Below are 19,611 nucleotides of genomic sequence, written 5' to 3'. Positions count from 1 at the left end.
TTTTTACAGTTAGTTTCGATTTCGGCTGCAATATTAGTCATTTTATTACTTTTACACTCAAAATTCAACGAAAATTAAAACAAGCTTAATAATGCGAGTTGGAAGAGTTGATAAAAAAAGGCCTACGGTATTATGTATACCGTAGGCCTTTTTTGAATGACTAATTATTAAATTTTACCTACCGTCCTAAACTTGTCATCAGCGCGAAAGAAATCTCGTTTAACAAACTCATGGCAGCTCAATTAATTTGATATTCCGGAAATGTATTTCTGCTCCTTCAGATTCTAAACAGAGGAAACCTTTTCTGGCGGTAGACTGGCTAATGCCGTTCACAAATTTACCATTCACTGAGAGTTTGATGGTACCGTCAACACATACCACCTCATAGGTATTCCATTCTCCTTTTCCTTTACACCTATTTTCAATCGATTTACTACGTTCTCCTCTAGGATTATCCGGAACGGTTGTTACGCCCCCAACACCAAAAAGTTCACCATGCACGTAAGCGATGGGTGGCTTTACGCCATTCTGTAGGTTCTGATTCACCCAATCCAACTCCAACATCTGCACTTCCACACCGCCGGGCAAACGGCTGTTTTCATCCGGCTCAGCGTCACTCCATACAAACACACCTGAATTTCCACCAGCTTCCATATGCCGCCACTCAACATGTAAAATAAAATTCTCATACCTTTTCTCCGATCGCATCACGCCGATGGGTTGCCCTGAGCAGATCAATAGCTCGTCTTCTACTTTCCATGTATCTGGATCGGTATTTACATTGACCCATTGAATGGCTTTCTCCTCACTACCTGTACGATTCGTAAGCTGACTGAGCGGCACTTCTTTTCCAAAGACTATCGGCTGTGATTGTGCGCTAAGAGCAATACTTTTAAACCCTAGTAATAATAACAGGGCAAGTTTTTTTATTGGTAACTTCATCTCAGCTTGCTTTGATTACACCATTTTAGTTTGCCCCGGGACGGCAATAGGCGGCCCTTCCCATTCATAATCCCAATCATAATCCTCCATTTTAGGTCCTAAGGTCTCTTCGGAGTTGAAGGCCTGCTCCCAGGTAATTGCCTGGCCGGTGTAACCCACCATACGTGCCCATACGGCAAGCATGGTGCTATTGGCCATCCATTCGCCATCATTAATCGGTTCTCCTTTACGGATGGCGGCAAACAGCTCATCATGTTGTGTTTGGTACATATTGTTCTTTTTACTCTTTTGAGCCGTATACCTCCATTCATTTTTACCGGTTATCCTTGGTGGAGTCCCTATATTTATGATGGCATTTCCATCCACGCCCAGTACATCTACGGTATTTCTGCTGGAAGTAGCTGCCTGCTGCCGGGTAAAATGAAACCCTTTCGCCCCGTCTTCATACTCAAATTCGACAGCAAAATGGTCGTAAATATTTCCATACTTCGGGTCAACACGAGCCTGACGCCCACCTGTCCCGGTAGCTTTTATAGGTAATCTGTCGCCCATGGCCCATGACATCATATCGATACTATGAACAGATTGTTCCACGATAAAATCACCCGATAACCAATTATAGTAATACCAGTTACGCATTTGCTCGGTCATTTTTGTCCAATCAGGTTGTGGTTCATGGTACCAGGCTTCACCACCATTTCTAAAAGTAGATACCGTCCTTATCTCGCCCAGATCACCATTTACTATTTTCTCAAAAACAGCCCTATTGGAGAAATCGTAACGGAAGCAGAAACCCGAAACCAGGGAGAGCTTCTTTTCCTTTGCCTGTTTTACGGCTTCCAGCACTTTCCGCACTCCCGGAGCATCTACAGCTACAGGTTTTTCACAAAAGACATGTACACCTGCATGAACTGCAGACATCAGATGTTCGGGCCGAAAAGCTGGCGGCGTAGCAAGCAACACCACATCTACCTTGGTATCCAGCACTTTCTGGTAAGCGTCAAAACCTATATACTTATCACTATCAGCCACTTTCACACGTTCTCCGTCAATCTCTACGAGTGCTTGATAAGCTTCTTCCAGGCGATCTTCAAAAACATCACCCAGGGCAGTAATCTCCACATCCGGATCAGCTTGCAGTGCTTGCGCGGCAGCACCCGTTCCCCTACCACCGCAGCCTATCAGGCCTACCCGCAGCGTCTGATTTTTTTTGGTCACTAAAAAAGGTGCAGCGAAGCTCGTATTATGAACGAAAGTACTCCCAATAACAGCAAGGCCCGATTGTTTTAAGAATGACCTTCTGCTACTTGTTTTTAGCTTGTTTTTCATTTCTGACATCATTTGCTTTATTGTTAATCAATTGGCTATAAACCTGGATTCCGCATTAGCTCATGAACTACGATGAAAGGCTCCTTCATATCCCTATCGTTTGAACCCCTAACACGGAAACCGGTTTAAACGCTATGATAACAATTTTTTTTCACAAACATAGCCAACATGGGGCATAGAATAGTATTTGTTTGATTTTTGTAGCAAAATGGCAGAATAAACTTAAAATGGGCTTTACAACATCATGCCGCCAGAAACCTCTATACGTTGCCCGTTGATCCAGCGAGCCTCTTCGGTACAGAGAAAGGCCACAACGCCACCAATATCATCCGGCAATCCCGCCCTCCCCAAAGCGGTCACACCGGCAACATGGTCATTGACGTCCTTGTTGTCGCGAACCTGGCCACCGCCAAAATCGGTTTCAATGGCTCCCGGCGCCACTACATTGGCTGCAATGCCGCGCGGCCCCAGCTCTTTAGCGAGGTACCGGGTAAGTACTTCAACGGCCCCTTTCATCGCACCATAACCCGCCGATCCTACAAAAGCAAATCGGGCCAGCCCCGAGGAAATATTGATGATACGGCCCCCATCATTTATAAAAGGCAAGGCCTTCTGGGTAAGGAAAAAGACCCCTTTGTAATGAATGTTGAACATCGCATCCACCTGTTCTTCGGTGGTATCGGCGAAGGGAGCATAAAGTGCCGTGCCGGCATTGTTGATGAGGAAGTCAATGTTCGGGCTGCCCGTTTTTTCTCTTAAATGTTCGCCTACCTGCTGAATAAACCCATCAAAAGATTTCACGTTACCCGTATCTAACTGAAAAGCAATTGCTTTCTGTCCAAGTGACTCGATTTCAGCCACTACCTTTTCGGCTTCCTGCCGGTTGGTATTATAGGTCAATACGATATCGATTCCTTTTTTGGCAAGGTTGACAACCATATTTCTACCCAAGCCCCGGCTTCCGCCTGTTACTAACGCAATTTTTTGTGTATCCATCTTTTTTATTTTTTTGATAAACAAAATTGGTGCGTTTTACGGTCCATCTGTTTGCATGCAGCAATCTGATGTTTGCAAAATTCAAATAATCGACCTAAGAGCGGAACAAAACAGGCGTAACTGAGCTCTGTCGCTTGAAGAAATTTGAAAAATGCGCCACTTCTTCGAATCCCAGGGCATAAGCAATTTCAGAAATGCTCCAATCGGTTTGTTTCAGCAGAATTTTTGCTTCCCGTGCAATGCGGGCACCGATGATATCGGTGGTGGTTTTCCCGGTGTTTTCCTTCAGTACTTTATTGAGGTGGTTTACGTGGATAGCCAGCCTATCGGCATAATCTTTTGCTTTCCGTAATAGGAGTTTCTGGCCGGTAGATTCAATCGGGAATTGCCGTTCCAGCAGTTCGATAAACAAGGCTGTAACACGCGTAGAAGCATTATGTGCCGTAGACAACGCCGTCACGGGCTGCAGCTTTTGCCCATAGTGGATGAGCTCCAAGGCATAATTGCGGAGCAGGTCGTATTTAAATGCATAATCTGAGCTGATTTCTTTTTTCATTTTCAGGAAGACCCCTGTCAGTTCCTGCGCTTGTTCATCGCTTATTTCAAAAACAGGATAACCGCCGGGTCTGAAAATCGGCAGTTCGTCCAGCACCAACCCACTTTTGTTTTTGACCAGAAACTCGTCGGTAAAGACACAGAAGTGGCCCGACTGATGTTGATCTTCCGGAATCCAGTGGTAAGGCACTTTAGGTGTAGCAAATAACAGTGCGTTTTTCTTTATTTCAATTACTTTATCAGCATATTCCGCTCTGTTTTTTCCACGTATCAAACTGATTTTATAATAAGCTCTCCGGTTATAGGGCATCACTTTCGTACGTTTGGCCTCTGCTATCGTACTGGCAATATCAAAAATATTGAAATGCCCGATTTCCTTTTGGATACCTGCCGGTAAGAGTTCGTTCATACGTTTGCCCGTAAATTCGATAGCTTCTTTATAAAACTCGTCTAAGGAGGTGGATTTGATGGTTTTCATAGGGCGGTACATGTTTGTAATATTCAAACTTAGCTAAAACGCCCTTTACATGCAAACGAACAAAATTATTGTAATTTTTATATATACAGTGCAAACTAAAGCAATTGATCATTGTTCAACTACTAATACAAATTAAAAACTAGTAATTAAAAAACACCTATGATAACAACAAAAAACACGATTTCAGTTTTGAATGACCTCATTGAAATCAACAACGATCGCGTGGCCGGTTTTGAAAAAGCAATTGCCGACATTAACGAAGAAAATATTGATCTGAAAACACTCTTTCAGGAGTATACGGCCCAAAGCCGAAAATTCAGTCAAGAACTTACGGCAATCGTTGGCAGCCATGCAGGCCAAGGCGAAGTAGAAACAGGTACTAGTGTAGCCGGAAACCTGCACCGCGCCTGGATCGATGTAAAAGCATTGTTTGGTGGTCGTGATCGAAAAAGTATCCTTGAAGAAGCTGAGCGAGGCGAAGATGCCATAAAGAAAGCTTACAGCGACGCAATAGGATCAGGTTCGCTGGTTGACGAGGCCTTACAATTAGTTACTGAACAATCACAGGAAATTAAAAGCGCACATGATAAGATCAGGGCATTGAGAGACAGCGTTTAACATTCCACCTAGCGGATTGGCTTTAAGCCCCGCTACTTACATAAGGCACCCTGAGTTAGGAACTCAGGGTGCCTTATGCTGTAATACGTTCCTTTTAAAAATTGGCTTACCGCTTATTTTAGCGTATCTAAATCTTTTCCCAACCATGTTTAGGCTCAGAAAAATACATTAATCAAGTAGCTTAAAAAGATTATTTTATTAAATACAGTAACAATGAATGTCAGTAAAACCAAGCTTTCGTTGCTTAAGGAATGGACATACCTTATCAGGCAGTGGCTAGCTGATCAATTAAAAAAAGCCAAGGCACTCACAGATGGATCGCTGCATGATTTTCGCACCAGCAGATACTGCTGGAACTATCGCCACAATACCTTGCGGTTCGACAGGCATTTACCCGATATCTTAGGTTTTTCGAAGCGCGATGCTCACGTCCTTTCCGAGCAGAAAAACGTATTAGGGATGATCAGTCGTGAAGATCTTCCCGTAATCATTAGAAAAGTACGCAAATGCGCGCAGGGTAAGACCCCTTTCTTCCATTGCAGAATTAACGCATTCGATAAAAATAAGCATACGCTTTGCATTACCGTGTATGGAAAAGCCAACTATAAAAACCACACCATCTGTGGGAGCATTCTTGTGTTAGATCCCGATTTTGTATATTAACGTTTTTCTATCAATTCCATCACAAAAAAAGCCTTCAACCGGGGAGATTGAAGGCTTTTAACTAACCAATTATAAACCTAAATTATGATGATACAAAGATAGTGTACAAAATACACAATTCAAAATATTTTTTCAAAGGATGATATTAACCTGACATTATATAGGCAATTCGATAAATGCTACAGAAAATGGGCAGATGGGCAGGATAAAATCCAATTGGGTGAAAAATATTATGGCATAACGGAAACCCTTTCCCCAAAACCTGCTATTACAAAAAAAGCCTTCAACCGGGGAGATTGAAGGCTTTACTAACCAATTATAAACCTAAATTATGATGATACAAAGATAGTGTACAAAATACACAATTCAAAATATTTTGTTCAAGGATGATATTTCTATGACAAAATAGAAAAAAATACAGCCTATTTAGCCTTTATCGTCCATTTATGTTAATCACCATTACGCCTAAAACCAATCGGCTCGCTATATTTCTTGTTTTTACTTTTAATGTAATTCGCAAAGCCCGTTTGCATTTCCTGTGCGTATTGAGGCGCACCTTCGCGCTGCCAGGGGAGGTCCCTTTCCGCCCAATTACACTTTTGCTGATACAGTTCCCACATTTGTTGGCGCAGGCGTGTAGTTTCCAAATCATTCGACCAATACGCGTTACCCAGACGGAAATTATCGAAAAAATCTTCAAAGCTATCGAATAGATGGTAAACCAAATCGGAAGCCTTCAAAATATTTGTCCAGGCCTCCTCTTCTTTGATATATCCGGCCATAAAAGCATCTCTGGACATCGGTATCACACGCCATAAATCGAAACCCCAGATCAGGGCCTTGGGTTTATCTCCCTGCTCATTAAAGCAGTCTGTCACGTAAGTCACCGGTTTATTGATTAAACCTGCGAGCCTACTGATAAAACTATCGTTCTGCTGCTTGATATCGTCCCTATCTGCTTCTGGCAATGAACGCGACAGGTAGTCGTCGATATTAACGCAATAATCCATATCTACCGCAAAAAGCTTGCTGTGCATCCCTTCAAAAAGTTGGCGCACGAGCTGACGGTACTGTTCGGTACTCACGATGCCCCAGTCGCGATCGAGTGATTTACGGTACGTTTCCCTGCCCTCTATCGCAAAACATTTCGGCTTAAATGTTTTACCTTTCATTCTTACCTCACAGGGATAATATTCAAGTGTTCTGATCCAGAAACCAAAATAATACATATCTACCAGTACCAAACGTAAAGCCCGCTGCTGCACCGCAGTGAGTGCCTTAACCTCGCCAATTACATAATAGCGCTCCTGTTCGCGCATGCCGCGCGAGCTCTCCCTCACCAGATTCACCAGGATAATACCCAGGCATAGCAAAATCCCCAGCAGCAAGCCGCCAGCCAACGATATGTCTACCCTTGCTTGACCTTTAAACATAAAGAAAAGCATAAAACCCATAAATAGCGCTGCAATACCTAAAAAGTACAGTGCGCTAGATCTACCGGAATCCATCCGATCGAGAATCTGCGCTATATTTTCTTTTTTAGCGGGGTTTTGCCGTCTATTTGGTAAATTCTGGAGTGATGGCCTATCTGTCATTGATCTGGAATTTTTATCGTTATTAAGCTTCTTATCTCGTACTGAACATGGAACAGTAAAGTATCCTCTAGCAATTCAAAGATAAATTTTATTCTCCTATTTTTACAAGTCGTCAAGGTACCGCATCAATATCATGGTTTTCAGGGGTTTTAACTTTCGCTACGCCGCTGTATCTTTGCTTATCATCATTTAAGCAACATATATGCGTTACTTATACCCAAGCCTATTCCTGTTATTGTCCGTTCTATTTTACGCCTGTGAAACCAAACCCGAGGCAAGCAGCCGTCTGATCCTGGAAACCGAACAGGCAACTATCGATACGCCAGCACTTATTGCCGAAGTACAGGGTATACTCTCCCTCACTTCCGATGCTTCTCTCCCGAACAGACGTTTTACCATAAGCAGCAGCAGAGATGAACAGCACATGGTGCTCAACATCCGACCCAAACTCAGCACTTCCCATGAGCAGGCCTTTGCCAGTATGCTGGATACGCTATTAAAACATCCGTCGAAGCTATCTTCCAATGATAGTCGGCTATATTTCAACGAAAGCTCGCCCGAGGTGATCGATTTACTACAACTGGACACCACCAAAAGTTACACGTTCAAAATCGACCATGCCTCGGCACAGTGGGCTTACGAAGAGGTAGAAAATTTTATGACCGGCCCCTTGGCGGGTTCAAGCATGGTTGCATACCTCGAATACCGCTTAAAGGCGCCTATACCCAGTGCCGCCTATAAGTTAGGTCTGGAAAACCAAGACGATATCGACCCTGAAAATAAAGCGGCAACACTCGTCTCTTCCATTTTTGATAACATGGGATCTTTTTCTCCTTCGTTTGTCATCCGCGGTAGTGATGAGCACCTGGAACAGGAATGGGATAGTCTCCGCAGTAACTACCGTGTACTTATAGCGCAAACCGATCTCCGTATACACTGGGCGCATATTGATATTCCCTATCGAAAATTTATCAAGAGCACCGATCAGGATACCATTATCCATACCAGTCTCGAAAAACTACATCAGGCCGATCCGCGCGTTTATCACCTGCTCCTTGCCCCACAGCTTTCGCAGGTACTCGTGTCACATCAATTTGAGGAATAAAAGCTTTACTTACTCAATAGGTAATTTATCGGGTATCCTAACCGGCTTTCCACTTATTTTATCTATAGGCATAGGGGCATCCCATTTCCGAAGCTTAGCACCCAAGAGCCCCACTAACTCCTTCCCCTTATGTGGATAATGCGCGAGGACGTTATGCTGCTCACCGATATCTTTCTGTAGGTCATAGAGTTCGAAACTTCCATTTCGCATGTCATAAATCAATTTCCATTGGCCTTTCCTGATGGCACTTTTATAGTTAATTCCCGGACCGTCGTCTGGAATCCATTTGTTCGGGGCATGCCAGACTAAACTGCGTGTCGTATCGATTACATCGTTATCCTGAAGCAAAGGAACAAAACTCTGCCCGTCCAGCTGCTGCACCAAGCGCTTCGGCACAACCTCAGCCATCTCCAATATGCTTGGAAAAAAATCTTCAATAACCACATATTGATCGCATGTTTGGCCCGCTTTGGCCACCCCATCCCACTTCACCAGCATTGGCTCACGGATACCTCCTTCATAGAGGGAGCCCTTTCCCGCTTTTAGGGGAAGATTTTGCGTATGCATCTGGCCGCCTCTGGGCGGTGTTAAGCTGAGCCCACCATTATCGCTCATAAAAATAATAACGGTCTCCTCAGCTACCTTTTGCTCCTGCAAATAATCCATCAGATCGCCCAGGCTTTTATCCATACCCTCCAGCAGCGAAGCATACATCGCCTCCCTGGTGTCTAAACCAGCATCCACGTATTTTTGAAAAAAACGTTTATCTGCCTGTAGGGGAACATGCACGGCATAATGAGCCATATTCAGGAAAAAAGGTTGTCCGGTCTTAATGGGCTGTTCCAGGGCCTTGATAGCTTCCAAGGTTAAGGCTTCCGTAAGAAAAGTATCCCTACCGTGATACTCTGCCAGATCAGGCACCGCCTGCAAAGTCGATCTGCCCGGTATATTGCCATAATTCTCCTGCCCCAGATAGCTCTGCGGATGTCCCGCCGAATGGCCGGAGATATTAACCATAAAACCCAGGTTATAAGGATTAGCTCCGGGCGTACCGGCCGAGCCCCAATGTGCCTTTCCCACATGAATGGTCAAATAGCCAGCCTCTTTAAGGAGCTGTGGAAAAGGTGTGGCATATACCGTTTGGGGGATATCCGGAACAGGGCTCAGGCCATTGTAATTCCAGTTTGCAGGTCCGAACTGCTCATCTGCATTATCCGTATTATGATCACCTTTGGGCGAAGTCCAATTGGTCACGCCATGGTGTGCGGCATTCATTCCGGTCAACATACTCACCCGGGTTGGCGTACAAACAGCATTGGCATAGGCATTGGTAAATTTAACACCCTCACGGGCCAGACGCTCCATGTTCGGCGTATGATACCGCTCATTTAAAGGAGTCTTTGTTGTCCAGAAGGGCTCTGAAGTATCCTGCCAGCCCATATCATCTACCAAAAACACGATGATATTAGGCCGTTTAGCTGGTGCTGCTGCCATCAGCTTGGTGCTACCTAAAAGCAAAAACAAAAGCGTTACGCATTTAAACATCTTCATCATTTGAGTTGATTACATTCCACCGAAAACAAAAGAGGTTACACCGCTTACATCGACAGCTTCCCTCCATAAAAACCGTTCTAAGGGTACTATTTTATTTCTTTGCCCGTTCTTCTGCCAGAATATCCGTAAGTTCCTTTACAATTTCCGGATGTTCTTCCGCTATATTATGTTTTTCACCCAAATCTTCAGATAACTTATACAGTTGAGCCTTCGGAGCATTACCGAGTTCAATATCCGTTAATTTGGCATATGCAGGCCCCTCACTTGGTTCAATGTACTTCCATTCGCCCTTGATCACCCCCAGAGACCCCGCATGCTCCACAAGGTATTCACGGCCATTAGATGCCTTTCCGAGAAAAGCGTCCCACATAGGTTGGCTGTCCATTGCCTCTCCCGGTTTTATCTCACCACCCAGTAGCTCATTTACAGAAGCCAGTACATCCATCTGACAGACCAGCGCTTCTGACACTGCGCCGCTATTCACGCCCGCCCCGGCCACGATAAAAGGAACCCGGGTTCCGGCTTCAAAAATGCTGTATTTACCTCCCCGGAGCGGGCCGGCCGGCGTATGCCCATTCAATTGCGTAACCGCTCCGTCTTCGTAACCATCATCTAAAACCGGCCCGTTATCACTGGTAAAGATGATGATGGTATTATCTGCAAGGCCCAGGCTTTCCACCTGATCCATTAGCTCGCCAACTGTCCAATCGAGTTGTAAGATCGCATCACCACGGTAACCAAGTCCGCTCTTACCTTTAAACCTGGTTGCCGGCATGCGCGGCACATGCGGCTCTGTAAGCGCAAAGTACAGGAAAAAAGGATTGTCCTTATTCTCCTTAATATATTGTTGGGCAACCGTCAGAAAAGTGGTAGACACCTCTTCATCCACCCAGCGCGTCTGGTATCCGCCACTCATATAACCTATACGGCCAATGCCGTTCACAATCGTTTGGTTATGCCCATGGTCTGGAGACGAGCGCATCTTCAATAATTCGGGATGATCCTTACCGGTAGGATCATTCCCCACCGGCTTTTGGTAATCCACCTCGATCGGGTCGTCTTTATCCAGCGCTACCACATCATGGTTTTCGAGAAACACCGTCGGCACGCGGTCGGCCGTTGCGGGAAAGATAAAAGCATAATCTAAGCCAACCTCATTTGGCCCCGGTTTTACCGCATTGTTCCAGTCCTTCTCTACCTGCGTGCCTAAACCCAGGTGCCACTTACCCACTATTGCCGTTTGATACCCTGCCTGCTTAAACACCTGCGGCAAGGTTATCTTATCGGTGGGCACAATCAAAGCAGCATCGCCCGGCAGCACTCCTGTTCCCTGTTTTCGCCAAGGGTAAGTACCCGTCATCAGGGCAAAACGCGAAGGCGTGCAGGTTGCTGAGCTCGTGTGCGCATTGGTAAAACGCGTACCGCGGGCCGCCAAGCGGTCTAAATTAGGTGTATGGATCCTGGTCGCACCGTAAGCACTTACATCGCCAAAACCCAGATCATCGGCATAGATAAAGATAATATTAGGTTGTTGTGAAGATTGTGCGCACAACGATCGGGGGAAAAAGAATAGCAGCGCAATACACGCCAGAGAAACACCTTCCTTTAATTTATTCCACATAGTCCTTTTATTTTTAAAAATATGAATTTTCATTCGAATACATTGTTCTTTCATGGCAATCAAGCTTACATGAGCTATCTTGTTAACGTAAATTCGGATTAATGTTCACTTAAGAACCCTTTATACTTCAAAAAATTTCGTCGGGTTTGGTAAGAACGGAGACATATACTATACAACCGGCTTATTTACGTCGATCTGTATTTCCATACCCAAAACATCCAATATCTTTTCCAAGATATTCAACGATGCCTTCCCCTGTCCTCTTTCCAGTTTATATAATGTATTAACACTTATTCCTGCGAGTTCGGCCAAATACGGCTGTGTCATACGGAGATACTTCCTTCTCTTCTTAATAGTTTTACCTAAAGCGTAAACTAACGTTATAATGTGATTTATGCTTTAGGTAAAACCTCGCAGAAAAATAATAAAAATCACATTATAGTATGATTTTTAGTTAAGCCTCGATTGTTCTAAAACATCAGGAAGGTACCCCACTAAACTGCTCCTTTTGCGTAAATAGGACTAAGGCCGTATTTCTTTTTAAAAGCGTTACTGAAATGCGCCAGAGACGAGTAGCCGGTTTCGTAAGCGATTTCAGTTAATGATTTGTTATGCTGCAACAGGTTCTTTTTGGCTATAGCCAAACGGAGATCATTTAAATAACCGAATACCGAGTTGGAAAACTCCGCTTTAAAACCTGCCTTCAGCTTAAAATCATTTATGCCCACCAAGCGCGCCAATTGCGTCAGTGAAGGCGGGTCCTGCATATTTTCCACCAAAATATCACGGGCAGCATATATCTTAGCGATATCATCAGGAGACAATTTAATTTGCTTCCCCTTTAAAAACCGCTTTTCATCCATCTGGGTGCACTGCAGCACGAGCAATTCCATGGCTTTTGCCTGCAGGTAAATATTCCTTAGTTCGCCGTGAAACGGGCAGTCGCTGATTTCCGCAAGTATCCGGTACATATCCATGGTTATCCTGCAATGCGCATTGTAGGCAATATTCCCAATATTTTTGGTCAGGATATTATCCATCATGTTATCCATAATAGGGCAACTATCATTGGCAATCTTTAAAAAATATGCCGGGTGAAAGATAACCATCGAAATATCCAGTCCTTTTTGTTTTTTAAAGACCGTCCTTTCGGTAGCGAAGGGATTAAACAATATCGCGTGGCGGTTTGATGAAAAAGTATGATTGGCGCTATCCGCATGAAACCTGCTTGAAACCTGACCGCTATGAATGAAAACCAAACCCGGCAAAGGTGCGGGTTCCGAAGTTTTCACATAGATATCTTCTTTTACATCAATATGATATCTACCAAAGCGAACCCCCGGTAGATCTATACTCCAGGAGTCTACCTCCCAAAAGTCATGAACAGCATGATCATAGATCTTGGTATTATCCATGGCAGCTTTTGCTTGATATTGATCTGTATTTTGCTCGGTGTAAACCGTATCACTGCTTCGGTTTTCTATTGTTAACTGCATAAGAAAGCTTGTCTTTATTGATAAGACAAGCAGTTCTCATTTTACCCCTACCAGATCACGACGTTAACTTGGCTCTACCCTGATTATTTTAGTTCACTACAGGCATACCCCATACCTTGCAACAGATCAATGATCTGTTGATGTTTGATATCATAAGATACAATCCTCAACACACGATCTACATCGTACAGATCGACATTCCACTGCACAATCTCCCTCTGGGAGCCCAAAGTTGCTCCTACTTTTTTTACATCATCCTTAGTATTAATGTTCGTTTTAAACACTAGAATATGATCAAAGTTGCTATCATCCATCTTGCATTCAAATTAATTGTTTTGCGCCCTAAAAATTCCATGCCATACCCAGATTAACGAAGTAATTTGAGGCTAAGCGATGACCGGGACTGTTCGTAAACATTTTTGACAACTTCTTTTCGCCGAAGCGATACTCGCGCAGCATCATCACACCGGCACCTGCAATAAGATCGACCTTATTTATCCGCCAGCGATTCTCGATCCCCAAGGGAAATTCCCAGGTTGTTAACATCCTTTTCATATCCCCCTGCACTTCTGTATCGTGCAATGCCAGTCTCGGTCTAAATAATAACGAAATTTCGTTTTGTTTATTCCAGGTATAAGCATAAGCTATTCGATAAGCTACCGCTGCTCCCGGATCTTTATCTGTAGGCATATCTACATTCAGCCTGAATTTGTTGCCGGTTTGCCATTGAACGATGATGGCCGGCCATAACATTGGAGTTCCGAAACTCGTATTGACAAAACCTCCGAAACCCAGGGAAAACTGCCGACTATACGTTTTGATGAAGGCTGCGCCACCGTTCAGGAATACGTCTTTGCTATTAACTTTTTCCATATCGGAATAGATCCCTGCCGATAATAAGGCCAACATACTCCAGCCATTATTTAAGCTGCGTACATGTTGCAGTGCAAAATCCAGGTTAACCAGTCGATCCGGCAATATGGGTTGACTATAGTGTTTGTGATCTAAATTTCTATAGTTGCCATTGAATGAGGCCGACCAGCTTCTGAAGGTTCTTGTTAGACTATCCGTCTTATTAGACAGGGAAAATGTAAGGCCCAGGCCAGACCTGCTTTCTGTCGTTTTTGCCAATGGACTCTCATTACCCGCCGGCCTGATATAACGCGATCCCGGGATATAGGTTGTGCTAACATTTACACCTGTTAATTTAACCTGTGCCAGCAAACTGCTGCATTGGCCACAAACGATGATCATTACAGCAAATAGTGCCTCTAGGTAATTTGTCTTTTTCCAATTCTTTTCCATCTTTTTTTTATGCAAAAATGCCGCATATCTTAAGGGGCGTATTGCATCAAAGGGATTATTTTTTGCTAAATCGGGATTATCTATGGCTTGGCAGCCTTCACTTAAAATGTCGTACCTTAACATAACATCAGTTCGGAAACACCCCCTACAATTGCCGGTTCCACACCGTAAGACTTGTTGAAATGGTCTGTAAATTTGTATTAGCAATTAAAATATTAACACAAAAAAACATCATGTCGTTCCAAGCTTATTTAGATAACATCGAAAAAAACACCGGAAAATCACCCGCAGATTTTGTAAAACTTGCGGAAGAGAAAGGTTTTGCCGAAAAAGGAAAGATTAAACCTACGGTAAAAGCTACCGAAATTACCAATTGGCTGAAAGAAACTTTTGCTTTAGGCCACGGCCATGCCATGGCGATGTACGCCTACATCAAGGGAAAGCGGGAGTAAAAAAGGACGTATAATAACCGAGAGAAAAATTTCATTCTTAAAAATATTTTATCATGAAGCGCATATTACTTGCATTTGTCTTACTCGCACAGCTGGCGCGCGTAACATCTTACGCACAGCAAGCCGGGGTTAAAACCGGTTACGCACCGGTAAACGGATTAAAATTATATTATGAAGTACATGGCGAGGGAGAGCCCTTGGTACTGGTACATGGCTCTTTCATGACCATTCCGTCAAACTGGGAACGGATTATTCCACTTTTCAAAAACAGAAAGCTCATCGTAGCCGAGATGCAGGGACATGGGCGCACGGCAGATATTTCGCGGGAACTGAGTTATGAAGGCATGGCAGATGATATCAGCGGATTATTGAAGGTATTGGAGATTGACAGTGCCGACGTGCTCGGTTACAGCATGGGTGGAGGCGTCGCCTTTCAAATGGGCATCCGTCATCCGCAACAAGTGAAGAAGTTGATCATTTTATCGGGCGTATATAAACACGATGGCTGGTGGCCCGAGGTGGAAGAATCGTTCGATACGATAAACGCCGAAATGTTTAAAGGCTCTCCAATAGAACAGGCGTACGATTCACTTTCACCCCATCCCGAAAAATTTGAGGAGTTTGTCAGCAAAACCATGAGCATTGATTTAAAACCATACGACTGGACGGAAGAGGTGCGTCAAATGAACATCCCCATCTTTATGTTACTGGGTGATTCCGACGGTATTCGCTACGACCATGCCGCTGAATTGATGCGCATGAAAGGCGGAGCCAAAATGGGCGATTTTGGGGAAATGTCTACTTCCCGAATGGCTATACTTCCGGCCACCACCCACATCGGCATCATGGATCGTGTGACCATATGGGTACCGCTGGTGGAAGAATTTCTGGAGGGAAAACCAGATCACGCACCTATGGAATGGTAAATTGCAATCCAATGTAAAATCACGCAACCATTCAGGTTGGCAGGCCATACAGGCAGCGGTGGCCAATCCGGTGGATACTGAGGGATGAGTGATAATATCCGGCAATTCAAGCAGCTTTCGTAAGACTGCCCCTGTTCATTTTAGCATAAGTTGCATAAGACACAATCAATACCGTTAAAACAACTATGGGCGCTACCGTATGAAATGTTGTGTCGCTCAAAACGATATGCGAAATAATCGCGGAAACGAAACTGATTGCCAAGCCGATATAAGCAGCTTCTTTCAACAAGCGAACAGGCAACCAAAGGGCAATAGCGGCAATACATTTCGCGATTGCCAATTCTATCCTGAAATAATCAGGAAACCCCAAATGCTGAAACGCTTCTTTCAATTCAGGCTTTGTCAAATAAGCATAGGTCGAAAATAACATCGCAAAAGAGATAAGTCCTGTTGTCAGGTAGTAAGTCATTTTTATTGCTTTCATTTTTATATTTTTTTGATCTAGCAAATTTACGTATATTAGCTAATAAAATATTAGTAGTAAACAAAAGGTTAGTACTAATATCCAGGTTACTACAAGCAAGTTATGGAGCATAAAAAAGTATATTCAGACGTGGAGTGCGCGCAACATTTATCGGCTGTAGAAGACGCGTTGTATGTAATTGGTGGTAAATGGAAATTACGGATTGTGATTGCGCTGGTGAGTGGGCACACCCGTTTTAATGAAATACAGCGTACTATTAAAGGCATTTCGGCACGGGTACTTTCAAACGAATTGAAACAGCTGGAAATAAACGATTTGGTAAAACGAGTTGTACACACAGATAAAACGCCCGTAGTGGTAGAATACATTCCTACGGCATATGCCGAAACACTTAAACATATTGTATCGACATTAGCCGATTGGGGACAAAAACATAGGAAGAAGATTACGGATCACGCATAATAAAAGGGGTTGTCCTTAATCTCCAACATTTCGCTTTACGGGCTAAGGATAGCGACGATTGGGAGAACGATAAGATATCGGAGAACGAGTTTAGGCGCCTGTCGGCTAAAAGGATCGATTCCGTAAATATGCAATATGTCAGGGATGATATTAAGCGATTTATAAAAGATCAAGGCGTTCTCGAAATCTGGAGTCCAAAATATTTCCATGAGCTTGTAGATCATTTGAAAGTCAAAGAAGCTTAGAAACTGAACTTTCATACTTATTTATATTGTATTTTTATCATAAGATAATCGACATGTAACCGATTATCCTATGATTATTACACATCTTTAAAAGTTGGTTTTTTACCTCTCGGTTGCGGGTTAACTTCCCTCATATTTTTTACCCATGATCTATTCCAGTATAAAAATGGTGGTTATCCATTTACCGATAATACCAAGGCAAGTTGATGATGTCTTACCTTGGTAAAAAACTATTTTTTGTCTTCCCGTGCCGCCGTGGATACGGCCGATGCCACCAGTCCCACCGCTACCATATAACCTGCGGCAGTTACCAACACCGCCGGAAGACTTACAGGCGCGCTTAACAAAGCTGTACCTACAGCTCCCACCGTTAAACCTATGCTACGCACCTTCTTAAAGAAGCCGGGCGTGGGTGCTTTCACCCTTTCTATAATTTCATTTTTCATCATTCTTTTTTTGTTAACCATTATTTCTGTTCGTCCACCCGCTTTTCGAGCAGGTCTATGCGTTGTCGCAGGAGATCATGATGCCCCTGCATGCGCGCCTTGATCCAAAGCAGCGAGCTTTTCAGCTCTTTCACCGTATGTTCCAAAGCCAACACATTGCGGTGCGCCTGCTTCAGGAAATAAGCAATTACCGACAATAATAAGGTGATGAGCATCCCCATCAGTGCAATTACCTCTACCATTTAGCCTACCCTCCTTTCTTCCATCCGGTTCAGGATTTCCAACTTTGCGTCGCCGCTCGCAATCGCTTCGGCCAATAACGGATATACCCTTTTATAGGCCGCGGCGCTGTGGAGCACCCGGTAATCGTGATCAATCAACTGGTAATAACTGCCCGTAAGCAGGCAACCGCGGGTATCGGTATGGTAATTCCCGATATGGAAAAATACCAAGCTAAAATCCGGGATAGCCCGTACCTCTATCATCCCCTGATGCCACTGTGGGTATCTGTTAGCATAGTTTGCGTTCATCCCCGCCGTAGCGTTGAAACCCAGCTCATACTTCCCTTCGGGGATAGCGGTTGCTCCCAGGATTTTCGTATCCCGTACTGTGTTTTCCAAGATGTAACATTGGAAACGCTCATTGATGTATAGCTCTCCGAGCGTAGTGTTTAGGCCGGAGGCTGTTCTTAATAATTTCATCTAATTGTTTTTTTTGTTTTAATTTTTTGTTGTTCTTTCCCTTGACGGAAAGAACCAAAGGTCAAGGCTGCATGGCCTTCGCTAAAGATTCAAGCCTCTCCCACAATCCTACACATTCTTGAATTTTTTTAACGCTCATACCATGAGGCCGGTTTAAAATGCTCCGAGGAAAAGGCTGTTCGAGAAGCGTTTTCTCTGCCTGTCGTGCGCGTAACAGTACACATGAACCGGCGCTTTCATCAACTGTGCGGGGAGTTGCATGCTAAGACTGCCATCCTGCCGCGAACATTCCTCATCATTGATACCGGCAATCCCCAATTCAGGGTTATAGGCACAGAGCACGATCGAATCATCACCAGAACTATAGAAAGCAGCAACATTGGTTTCAAAATGCAGCTGCAACTGATCATCTAAACGTGTAAGCTGTAGCCCTATCGGATTTTGCAGAATCCCTTTGGTAAGGCGTACCCGCGCCGGATCAACAGATAGGTCGGGATACTCCCCCTGAATGGCCGAGCGGATCAAGTCAGCCACCGCACGGTTAAAAGCGCTTCGCTTACTGTGCAGGCCATAACCCTGCGCAATAATTTTACGCAATGGCGAAAGATACCTCACCGCTAAGATCAAACGCATTCTTGTGGCTTCCCGCCCGTTCTGGCCTTTTTCCCGTGGCGGAAACCGTTCCGATATAATTAACATATTCTCCTGTTCTTTAAAGCAAGCGGCACCATGCATGGCGCCGCTTTGCCCGATTAATCAAAAGACACGTTCCCCAAATAAATACTCTTAGATACTTCCGTAGCTTTTCGCTCTGCCAGGAAAATCCACACATGAGCCTCACCGCTGCTCATATGATCTGGTATCTCGATACGTGCTTCCCCATCCCCACGTACAGGCAATTCATCTGTGGTCAAGAACTGTTCTGATGTCGGGTGGTAAAGCAGGATGTACACGACATCATCTGCATGCCCACTGATCTGGTTCACCTTGGTATTCCAGGTAACCAGCAGCTCACCGTCTTCGACGCTCATCGTTTCATTCCCGGCATTGAAGAGGCCACCGGTGCTCAATCGTACCTTCGCATAGTCGAGCGCAAAATCCGGGTACGTTCCTGTTACCGCATCCCTGATATTAGCCTGCAAAGCCATATTCATGGCCGTGTGGGTACTCGCTTTTTTCAGGCCATAGCCAATGCGCAGCAAAGCCTTGATCGGAAAAAGGAACTGGGTGATCAGCAAGAACTTAGCCTGTTGCATCAATTGCTCTTCCGTAGCCGGCTTGGTACGTTTTTTATAGAGCCCCTTGATGTAATCGATACTTTTCCAGCTGCTGCCGATCACACTTCCCGCTTTACCTTTGAAGCCTCCGTTGGCTCCGTTTCTGATTCTTCCCATTGTTGTTTTAATTTAAAATTTAACCATACAATCCGCAATCGTTTATACCGGTATCTCTTGCTTCATGAGGCAAACATAAGTGGCTGATTCATAGAAAACCAGCCTCAAAACCCAGTTGACGGGAAGATGAAGCGGGTCATCTGGAAAACTGACGTGTCGGTGAAGGACGAGGTAATATAGGTATATGGGTTTCTCTTAAATTCCGTAGTATCTTCCTACGGTTTTCGTTCGTTGGCCAGGTATT

22 protein-coding genes and 1 pseudogene are annotated in these 19,611 nt (G+C 44.2%); 6 read left to right on the top strand and 17 right to left on the bottom strand.

Annotation, left to right across the window (positions count from 1 at the left end; genetic code table 11):
• Positions 1 to 228: 228 nt before the first annotated feature.
• The 4 genes from H8S90_RS10715 to H8S90_RS10700 all read right to left on the bottom strand — a co-directional run bounded on the left by H8S90_RS10715 (position 229) and on the right by H8S90_RS10700 (position 4,300).
• Complete coding sequence (locus H8S90_RS10715; protein WP_187342524.1) at positions 229 to 942, bottom strand: DUF1080 domain-containing protein; 714 nt, start codon at positions 940 to 942, stop codon at positions 229 to 231.
• Between the two features lie 15 nt (positions 943 to 957).
• On the bottom strand, positions 958 to 2,283 hold the full coding sequence (locus H8S90_RS10710) for a Gfo/Idh/MocA family protein (RefSeq protein WP_255501907.1): 1,326 nt from the start codon (positions 2,281 to 2,283) through the stop codon (positions 958 to 960).
• Positions 2,284 to 2,505: 222 nt separating this feature from the next.
• Positions 2,506 to 3,267, bottom strand: coding sequence for an SDR family NAD(P)-dependent oxidoreductase (locus H8S90_RS10705; RefSeq protein WP_187342523.1), 762 nt, complete (start codon positions 3,265 to 3,267; stop codon positions 2,506 to 2,508).
• A gap of 94 nt (positions 3,268 to 3,361) precedes the next feature.
• Positions 3,362 to 4,300: an AraC family transcriptional regulator gene (locus H8S90_RS10700; RefSeq protein ID WP_187342522.1), complete on the bottom strand. Its 939-nt coding sequence runs from the start codon at positions 4,298 to 4,300 to the stop codon at positions 3,362 to 3,364.
• A 159-nt stretch (positions 4,301 to 4,459) separates the two neighbouring features.
• On the opposite strand from H8S90_RS10700, the gene H8S90_RS10695 reads away from it, so the two are divergent.
• Together H8S90_RS10695 and H8S90_RS10690 are read left to right on the top strand one after the other, a co-directional pair.
• On the top strand, positions 4,460 to 4,918 hold the full coding sequence (locus H8S90_RS10695) for a PA2169 family four-helix-bundle protein (RefSeq protein WP_187342521.1): 459 nt from the start codon (positions 4,460 to 4,462) through the stop codon (positions 4,916 to 4,918).
• A 213-nt stretch (positions 4,919 to 5,131) separates the two neighbouring features.
• Positions 5,132 to 5,581 carry a hypothetical protein gene (locus tag H8S90_RS10690; RefSeq protein WP_187342520.1) on the top strand — a complete coding sequence of 150 codons (450 nt, stop codon included), beginning with the start codon at positions 5,132 to 5,134 and terminating at the stop codon, positions 5,579 to 5,581.
• Positions 5,582 to 6,159: 578 nt separating this feature from the next.
• On the opposite strand, the pseudogene H8S90_RS26445 reads toward H8S90_RS10690, so the two are convergent.
• A pseudogene (locus tag H8S90_RS26445) lies at positions 6,160 to 6,753 on the bottom strand (DUF1266 domain-containing protein); the annotation flags it as partial.
• Positions 6,754 to 7,378: 625 nt separating this feature from the next.
• Between H8S90_RS26445 and H8S90_RS10680 the strand changes: the two are divergent.
• Positions 7,379 to 8,281: a hypothetical protein gene (locus H8S90_RS10680; RefSeq protein WP_187342518.1), complete on the top strand. Its 903-nt coding sequence runs from the start codon at positions 7,379 to 7,381 to the stop codon at positions 8,279 to 8,281.
• 9 nt (positions 8,282 to 8,290) lie between these two features.
• Here the strand turns inward: H8S90_RS10680 and H8S90_RS10675 are convergent, their stop codons facing one another.
• The 6 genes from H8S90_RS10675 to H8S90_RS10650 form a co-directional block, all read right to left on the bottom strand.
• Positions 8,291 to 9,775 carry a sulfatase gene (locus H8S90_RS10675; protein ID WP_255501906.1) on the bottom strand — a complete coding sequence of 495 codons (1,485 nt, stop codon included), beginning with the start codon at positions 9,773 to 9,775 and terminating at the stop codon, positions 8,291 to 8,293.
• Positions 9,776 to 9,926: 151 nt separating this feature from the next.
• A complete protein-coding gene (locus H8S90_RS10670; RefSeq protein ID WP_187342516.1) occupies positions 9,927 to 11,456 on the bottom strand; it encodes an arylsulfatase in 1,530 nt (509 codons plus the stop codon).
• A gap of 168 nt (positions 11,457 to 11,624) precedes the next feature.
• A complete protein-coding gene (locus tag H8S90_RS10665; protein ID WP_255501946.1) occupies positions 11,625 to 11,840 on the bottom strand; it encodes a helix-turn-helix domain-containing protein in 216 nt (71 codons plus the stop codon).
• Positions 11,841 to 11,950: 110 nt separating this feature from the next.
• Positions 11,951 to 12,952, bottom strand: a complete 1,002-nt coding sequence (locus H8S90_RS10660) for a helix-turn-helix transcriptional regulator (protein WP_187342514.1) — start codon at positions 12,950 to 12,952, stop codon at positions 11,951 to 11,953.
• A gap of 83 nt (positions 12,953 to 13,035) precedes the next feature.
• Positions 13,036 to 13,266, bottom strand: coding sequence for a hypothetical protein (locus H8S90_RS10655; protein ID WP_187342513.1), 231 nt, complete (start codon positions 13,264 to 13,266; stop codon positions 13,036 to 13,038).
• 28 nt (positions 13,267 to 13,294) lie between these two features.
• Complete coding sequence (locus H8S90_RS10650) at positions 13,295 to 14,257, bottom strand: DUF6268 family outer membrane beta-barrel protein (RefSeq protein ID WP_187342512.1); 963 nt, start codon at positions 14,255 to 14,257, stop codon at positions 13,295 to 13,297.
• Between the two features lie 182 nt (positions 14,258 to 14,439).
• Between H8S90_RS10650 and H8S90_RS10645 the strand changes: the two genes are divergently transcribed.
• Together H8S90_RS10645 and H8S90_RS10640 are read left to right on the top strand one after the other, a co-directional pair.
• Positions 14,440 to 14,709, top strand: coding sequence for a DUF4287 domain-containing protein (locus tag H8S90_RS10645; protein WP_255501905.1), 270 nt, complete (start codon positions 14,440 to 14,442; stop codon positions 14,707 to 14,709).
• 53 nt (positions 14,710 to 14,762) lie between these two features.
• Positions 14,763 to 15,635 carry an alpha/beta fold hydrolase gene (locus tag H8S90_RS10640; protein ID WP_187342510.1) on the top strand — a complete coding sequence of 291 codons (873 nt, stop codon included), beginning with the start codon at positions 14,763 to 14,765 and terminating at the stop codon, positions 15,633 to 15,635.
• Between the two features lie 106 nt (positions 15,636 to 15,741).
• On the opposite strand, the gene H8S90_RS10635 is transcribed toward H8S90_RS10640, so the two are convergent.
• A complete protein-coding gene (locus tag H8S90_RS10635; protein ID WP_187342509.1) occupies positions 15,742 to 16,119 on the bottom strand; it encodes a DoxX family protein in 378 nt (125 codons plus the stop codon).
• Positions 16,120 to 16,221: 102 nt separating this feature from the next.
• On the opposite strand from H8S90_RS10635, the gene H8S90_RS10630 reads away from it, so the two are divergent.
• Complete coding sequence (locus tag H8S90_RS10630) at positions 16,222 to 16,581, top strand: helix-turn-helix domain-containing protein (protein WP_187342508.1); 360 nt, start codon at positions 16,222 to 16,224, stop codon at positions 16,579 to 16,581.
• Between the two features lie 475 nt (positions 16,582 to 17,056).
• On the opposite strand, the gene H8S90_RS10625 is transcribed toward H8S90_RS10630, so the two are convergent.
• The 5 genes from H8S90_RS10625 to H8S90_RS10605 all read right to left on the bottom strand — a co-directional run bounded on the left by H8S90_RS10625 (position 17,057) and on the right by H8S90_RS10605 (position 19,367).
• Positions 17,057 to 17,275, bottom strand: coding sequence for a hypothetical protein (locus H8S90_RS10625; protein ID WP_187342507.1), 219 nt, complete (start codon positions 17,273 to 17,275; stop codon positions 17,057 to 17,059).
• A gap of 17 nt (positions 17,276 to 17,292) precedes the next feature.
• Positions 17,293 to 17,514: a hypothetical protein gene (locus H8S90_RS10620; protein ID WP_187342506.1), complete on the bottom strand. Its 222-nt coding sequence runs from the start codon at positions 17,512 to 17,514 to the stop codon at positions 17,293 to 17,295.
• Complete coding sequence (locus H8S90_RS10615) at positions 17,515 to 17,973, bottom strand: DUF5675 family protein (protein WP_187342505.1); 459 nt, start codon at positions 17,971 to 17,973, stop codon at positions 17,515 to 17,517.
• 153 nt (positions 17,974 to 18,126) lie between these two features.
• Positions 18,127 to 18,672: a DUF6266 family protein gene (locus tag H8S90_RS10610; protein ID WP_187342504.1), complete on the bottom strand. Its 546-nt coding sequence runs from the start codon at positions 18,670 to 18,672 to the stop codon at positions 18,127 to 18,129.
• A gap of 53 nt (positions 18,673 to 18,725) precedes the next feature.
• Positions 18,726 to 19,367 (bottom strand): DUF6266 family protein, encoded by a 642-nt coding sequence (locus H8S90_RS10605; protein ID WP_187342503.1) that lies wholly within the window; start codon positions 19,365 to 19,367, stop codon positions 18,726 to 18,728.
• Between the last annotated feature and the right edge of the window lie 244 nt (positions 19,368 to 19,611).

This window comes from Olivibacter sp. SDN3 (genome assembly GCF_014334135.1).
In the GTDB taxonomy this organism is placed as follows: Bacteria; Bacteroidota; Bacteroidia; order Sphingobacteriales; family Sphingobacteriaceae; genus Olivibacter.
The sequence above is the reverse complement of the archived record's forward strand: the minus strand, read 5'-3'. Positions and strand labels throughout refer to the sequence as shown.

Bases quoted from the DNA above. Each gene is read 5' to 3' on its own strand.
- H8S90_RS10715 (WP_187342524.1), bottom strand. From the start codon at position 942: ATGAAGTTACCAATAAAAAAACTTGCCCTGTTATTATTACTAGGGTTT.
- H8S90_RS10710 (WP_255501907.1), bottom strand. From the start codon at position 2,283: ATGATGTCAGAAATGAAAAACAAGCTAAAAACAAGTAGCAGAAGGTCA.
- H8S90_RS10705 (WP_187342523.1), bottom strand. From the start codon at position 3,267: ATGGATACACAAAAAATTGCGTTAGTAACAGGCGGAAGCCGGGGCTTG.
- H8S90_RS10700 (WP_187342522.1), bottom strand. From the start codon at position 4,300: ATGAAAACCATCAAATCCACCTCCTTAGACGAGTTTTATAAAGAAGCT.
- H8S90_RS10695 (WP_187342521.1), top strand. From the start codon at position 4,460: ATGATAACAACAAAAAACACGATTTCAGTTTTGAATGACCTCATTGAA.
- H8S90_RS10690 (WP_187342520.1), top strand. From the start codon at position 5,132: ATGAATGTCAGTAAAACCAAGCTTTCGTTGCTTAAGGAATGGACATAC.
- H8S90_RS10680 (WP_187342518.1), top strand. From the start codon at position 7,379: ATGCGTTACTTATACCCAAGCCTATTCCTGTTATTGTCCGTTCTATTT.
- H8S90_RS10675 (WP_255501906.1), bottom strand. From the start codon at position 9,775: ATGGCAGCAGCACCAGCTAAACGGCCTAATATCATCGTGTTTTTGGTA.
- H8S90_RS10670 (WP_187342516.1), bottom strand. From the start codon at position 11,456: ATGTGGAATAAATTAAAGGAAGGTGTTTCTCTGGCGTGTATTGCGCTG.
- H8S90_RS10660 (WP_187342514.1), bottom strand. From the start codon at position 12,952: ATGCAGTTAACAATAGAAAACCGAAGCAGTGATACGGTTTACACCGAG.
- H8S90_RS10655 (WP_187342513.1), bottom strand. From the start codon at position 13,266: ATGGATGATAGCAACTTTGATCATATTCTAGTGTTTAAAACGAACATT.
- H8S90_RS10650 (WP_187342512.1), bottom strand. From the start codon at position 14,257: ATGGAAAAGAATTGGAAAAAGACAAATTACCTAGAGGCACTATTTGCT.
- H8S90_RS10645 (WP_255501905.1), top strand. From the start codon at position 14,440: ATGGTCTGTAAATTTGTATTAGCAATTAAAATATTAACACAAAAAAAC.
- H8S90_RS10640 (WP_187342510.1), top strand. From the start codon at position 14,763: ATGAAGCGCATATTACTTGCATTTGTCTTACTCGCACAGCTGGCGCGC.
- H8S90_RS10635 (WP_187342509.1), bottom strand. From the start codon at position 16,119: ATGAAAGCAATAAAAATGACTTACTACCTGACAACAGGACTTATCTCT.
- H8S90_RS10630 (WP_187342508.1), top strand. From the start codon at position 16,222: ATGGAGCATAAAAAAGTATATTCAGACGTGGAGTGCGCGCAACATTTA.
- H8S90_RS10625 (WP_187342507.1), bottom strand. From the start codon at position 17,275: ATGATGAAAAATGAAATTATAGAAAGGGTGAAAGCACCCACGCCCGGC.
- H8S90_RS10620 (WP_187342506.1), bottom strand. From the start codon at position 17,514: ATGGTAGAGGTAATTGCACTGATGGGGATGCTCATCACCTTATTATTG.
- H8S90_RS10615 (WP_187342505.1), bottom strand. From the start codon at position 17,973: ATGAAATTATTAAGAACAGCCTCCGGCCTAAACACTACGCTCGGAGAG.
- H8S90_RS10610 (WP_187342504.1), bottom strand. From the start codon at position 18,672: ATGTTAATTATATCGGAACGGTTTCCGCCACGGGAAAAAGGCCAGAAC.
- H8S90_RS10605 (WP_187342503.1), bottom strand. From the start codon at position 19,367: ATGGGAAGAATCAGAAACGGAGCCAACGGAGGCTTCAAAGGTAAAGCG.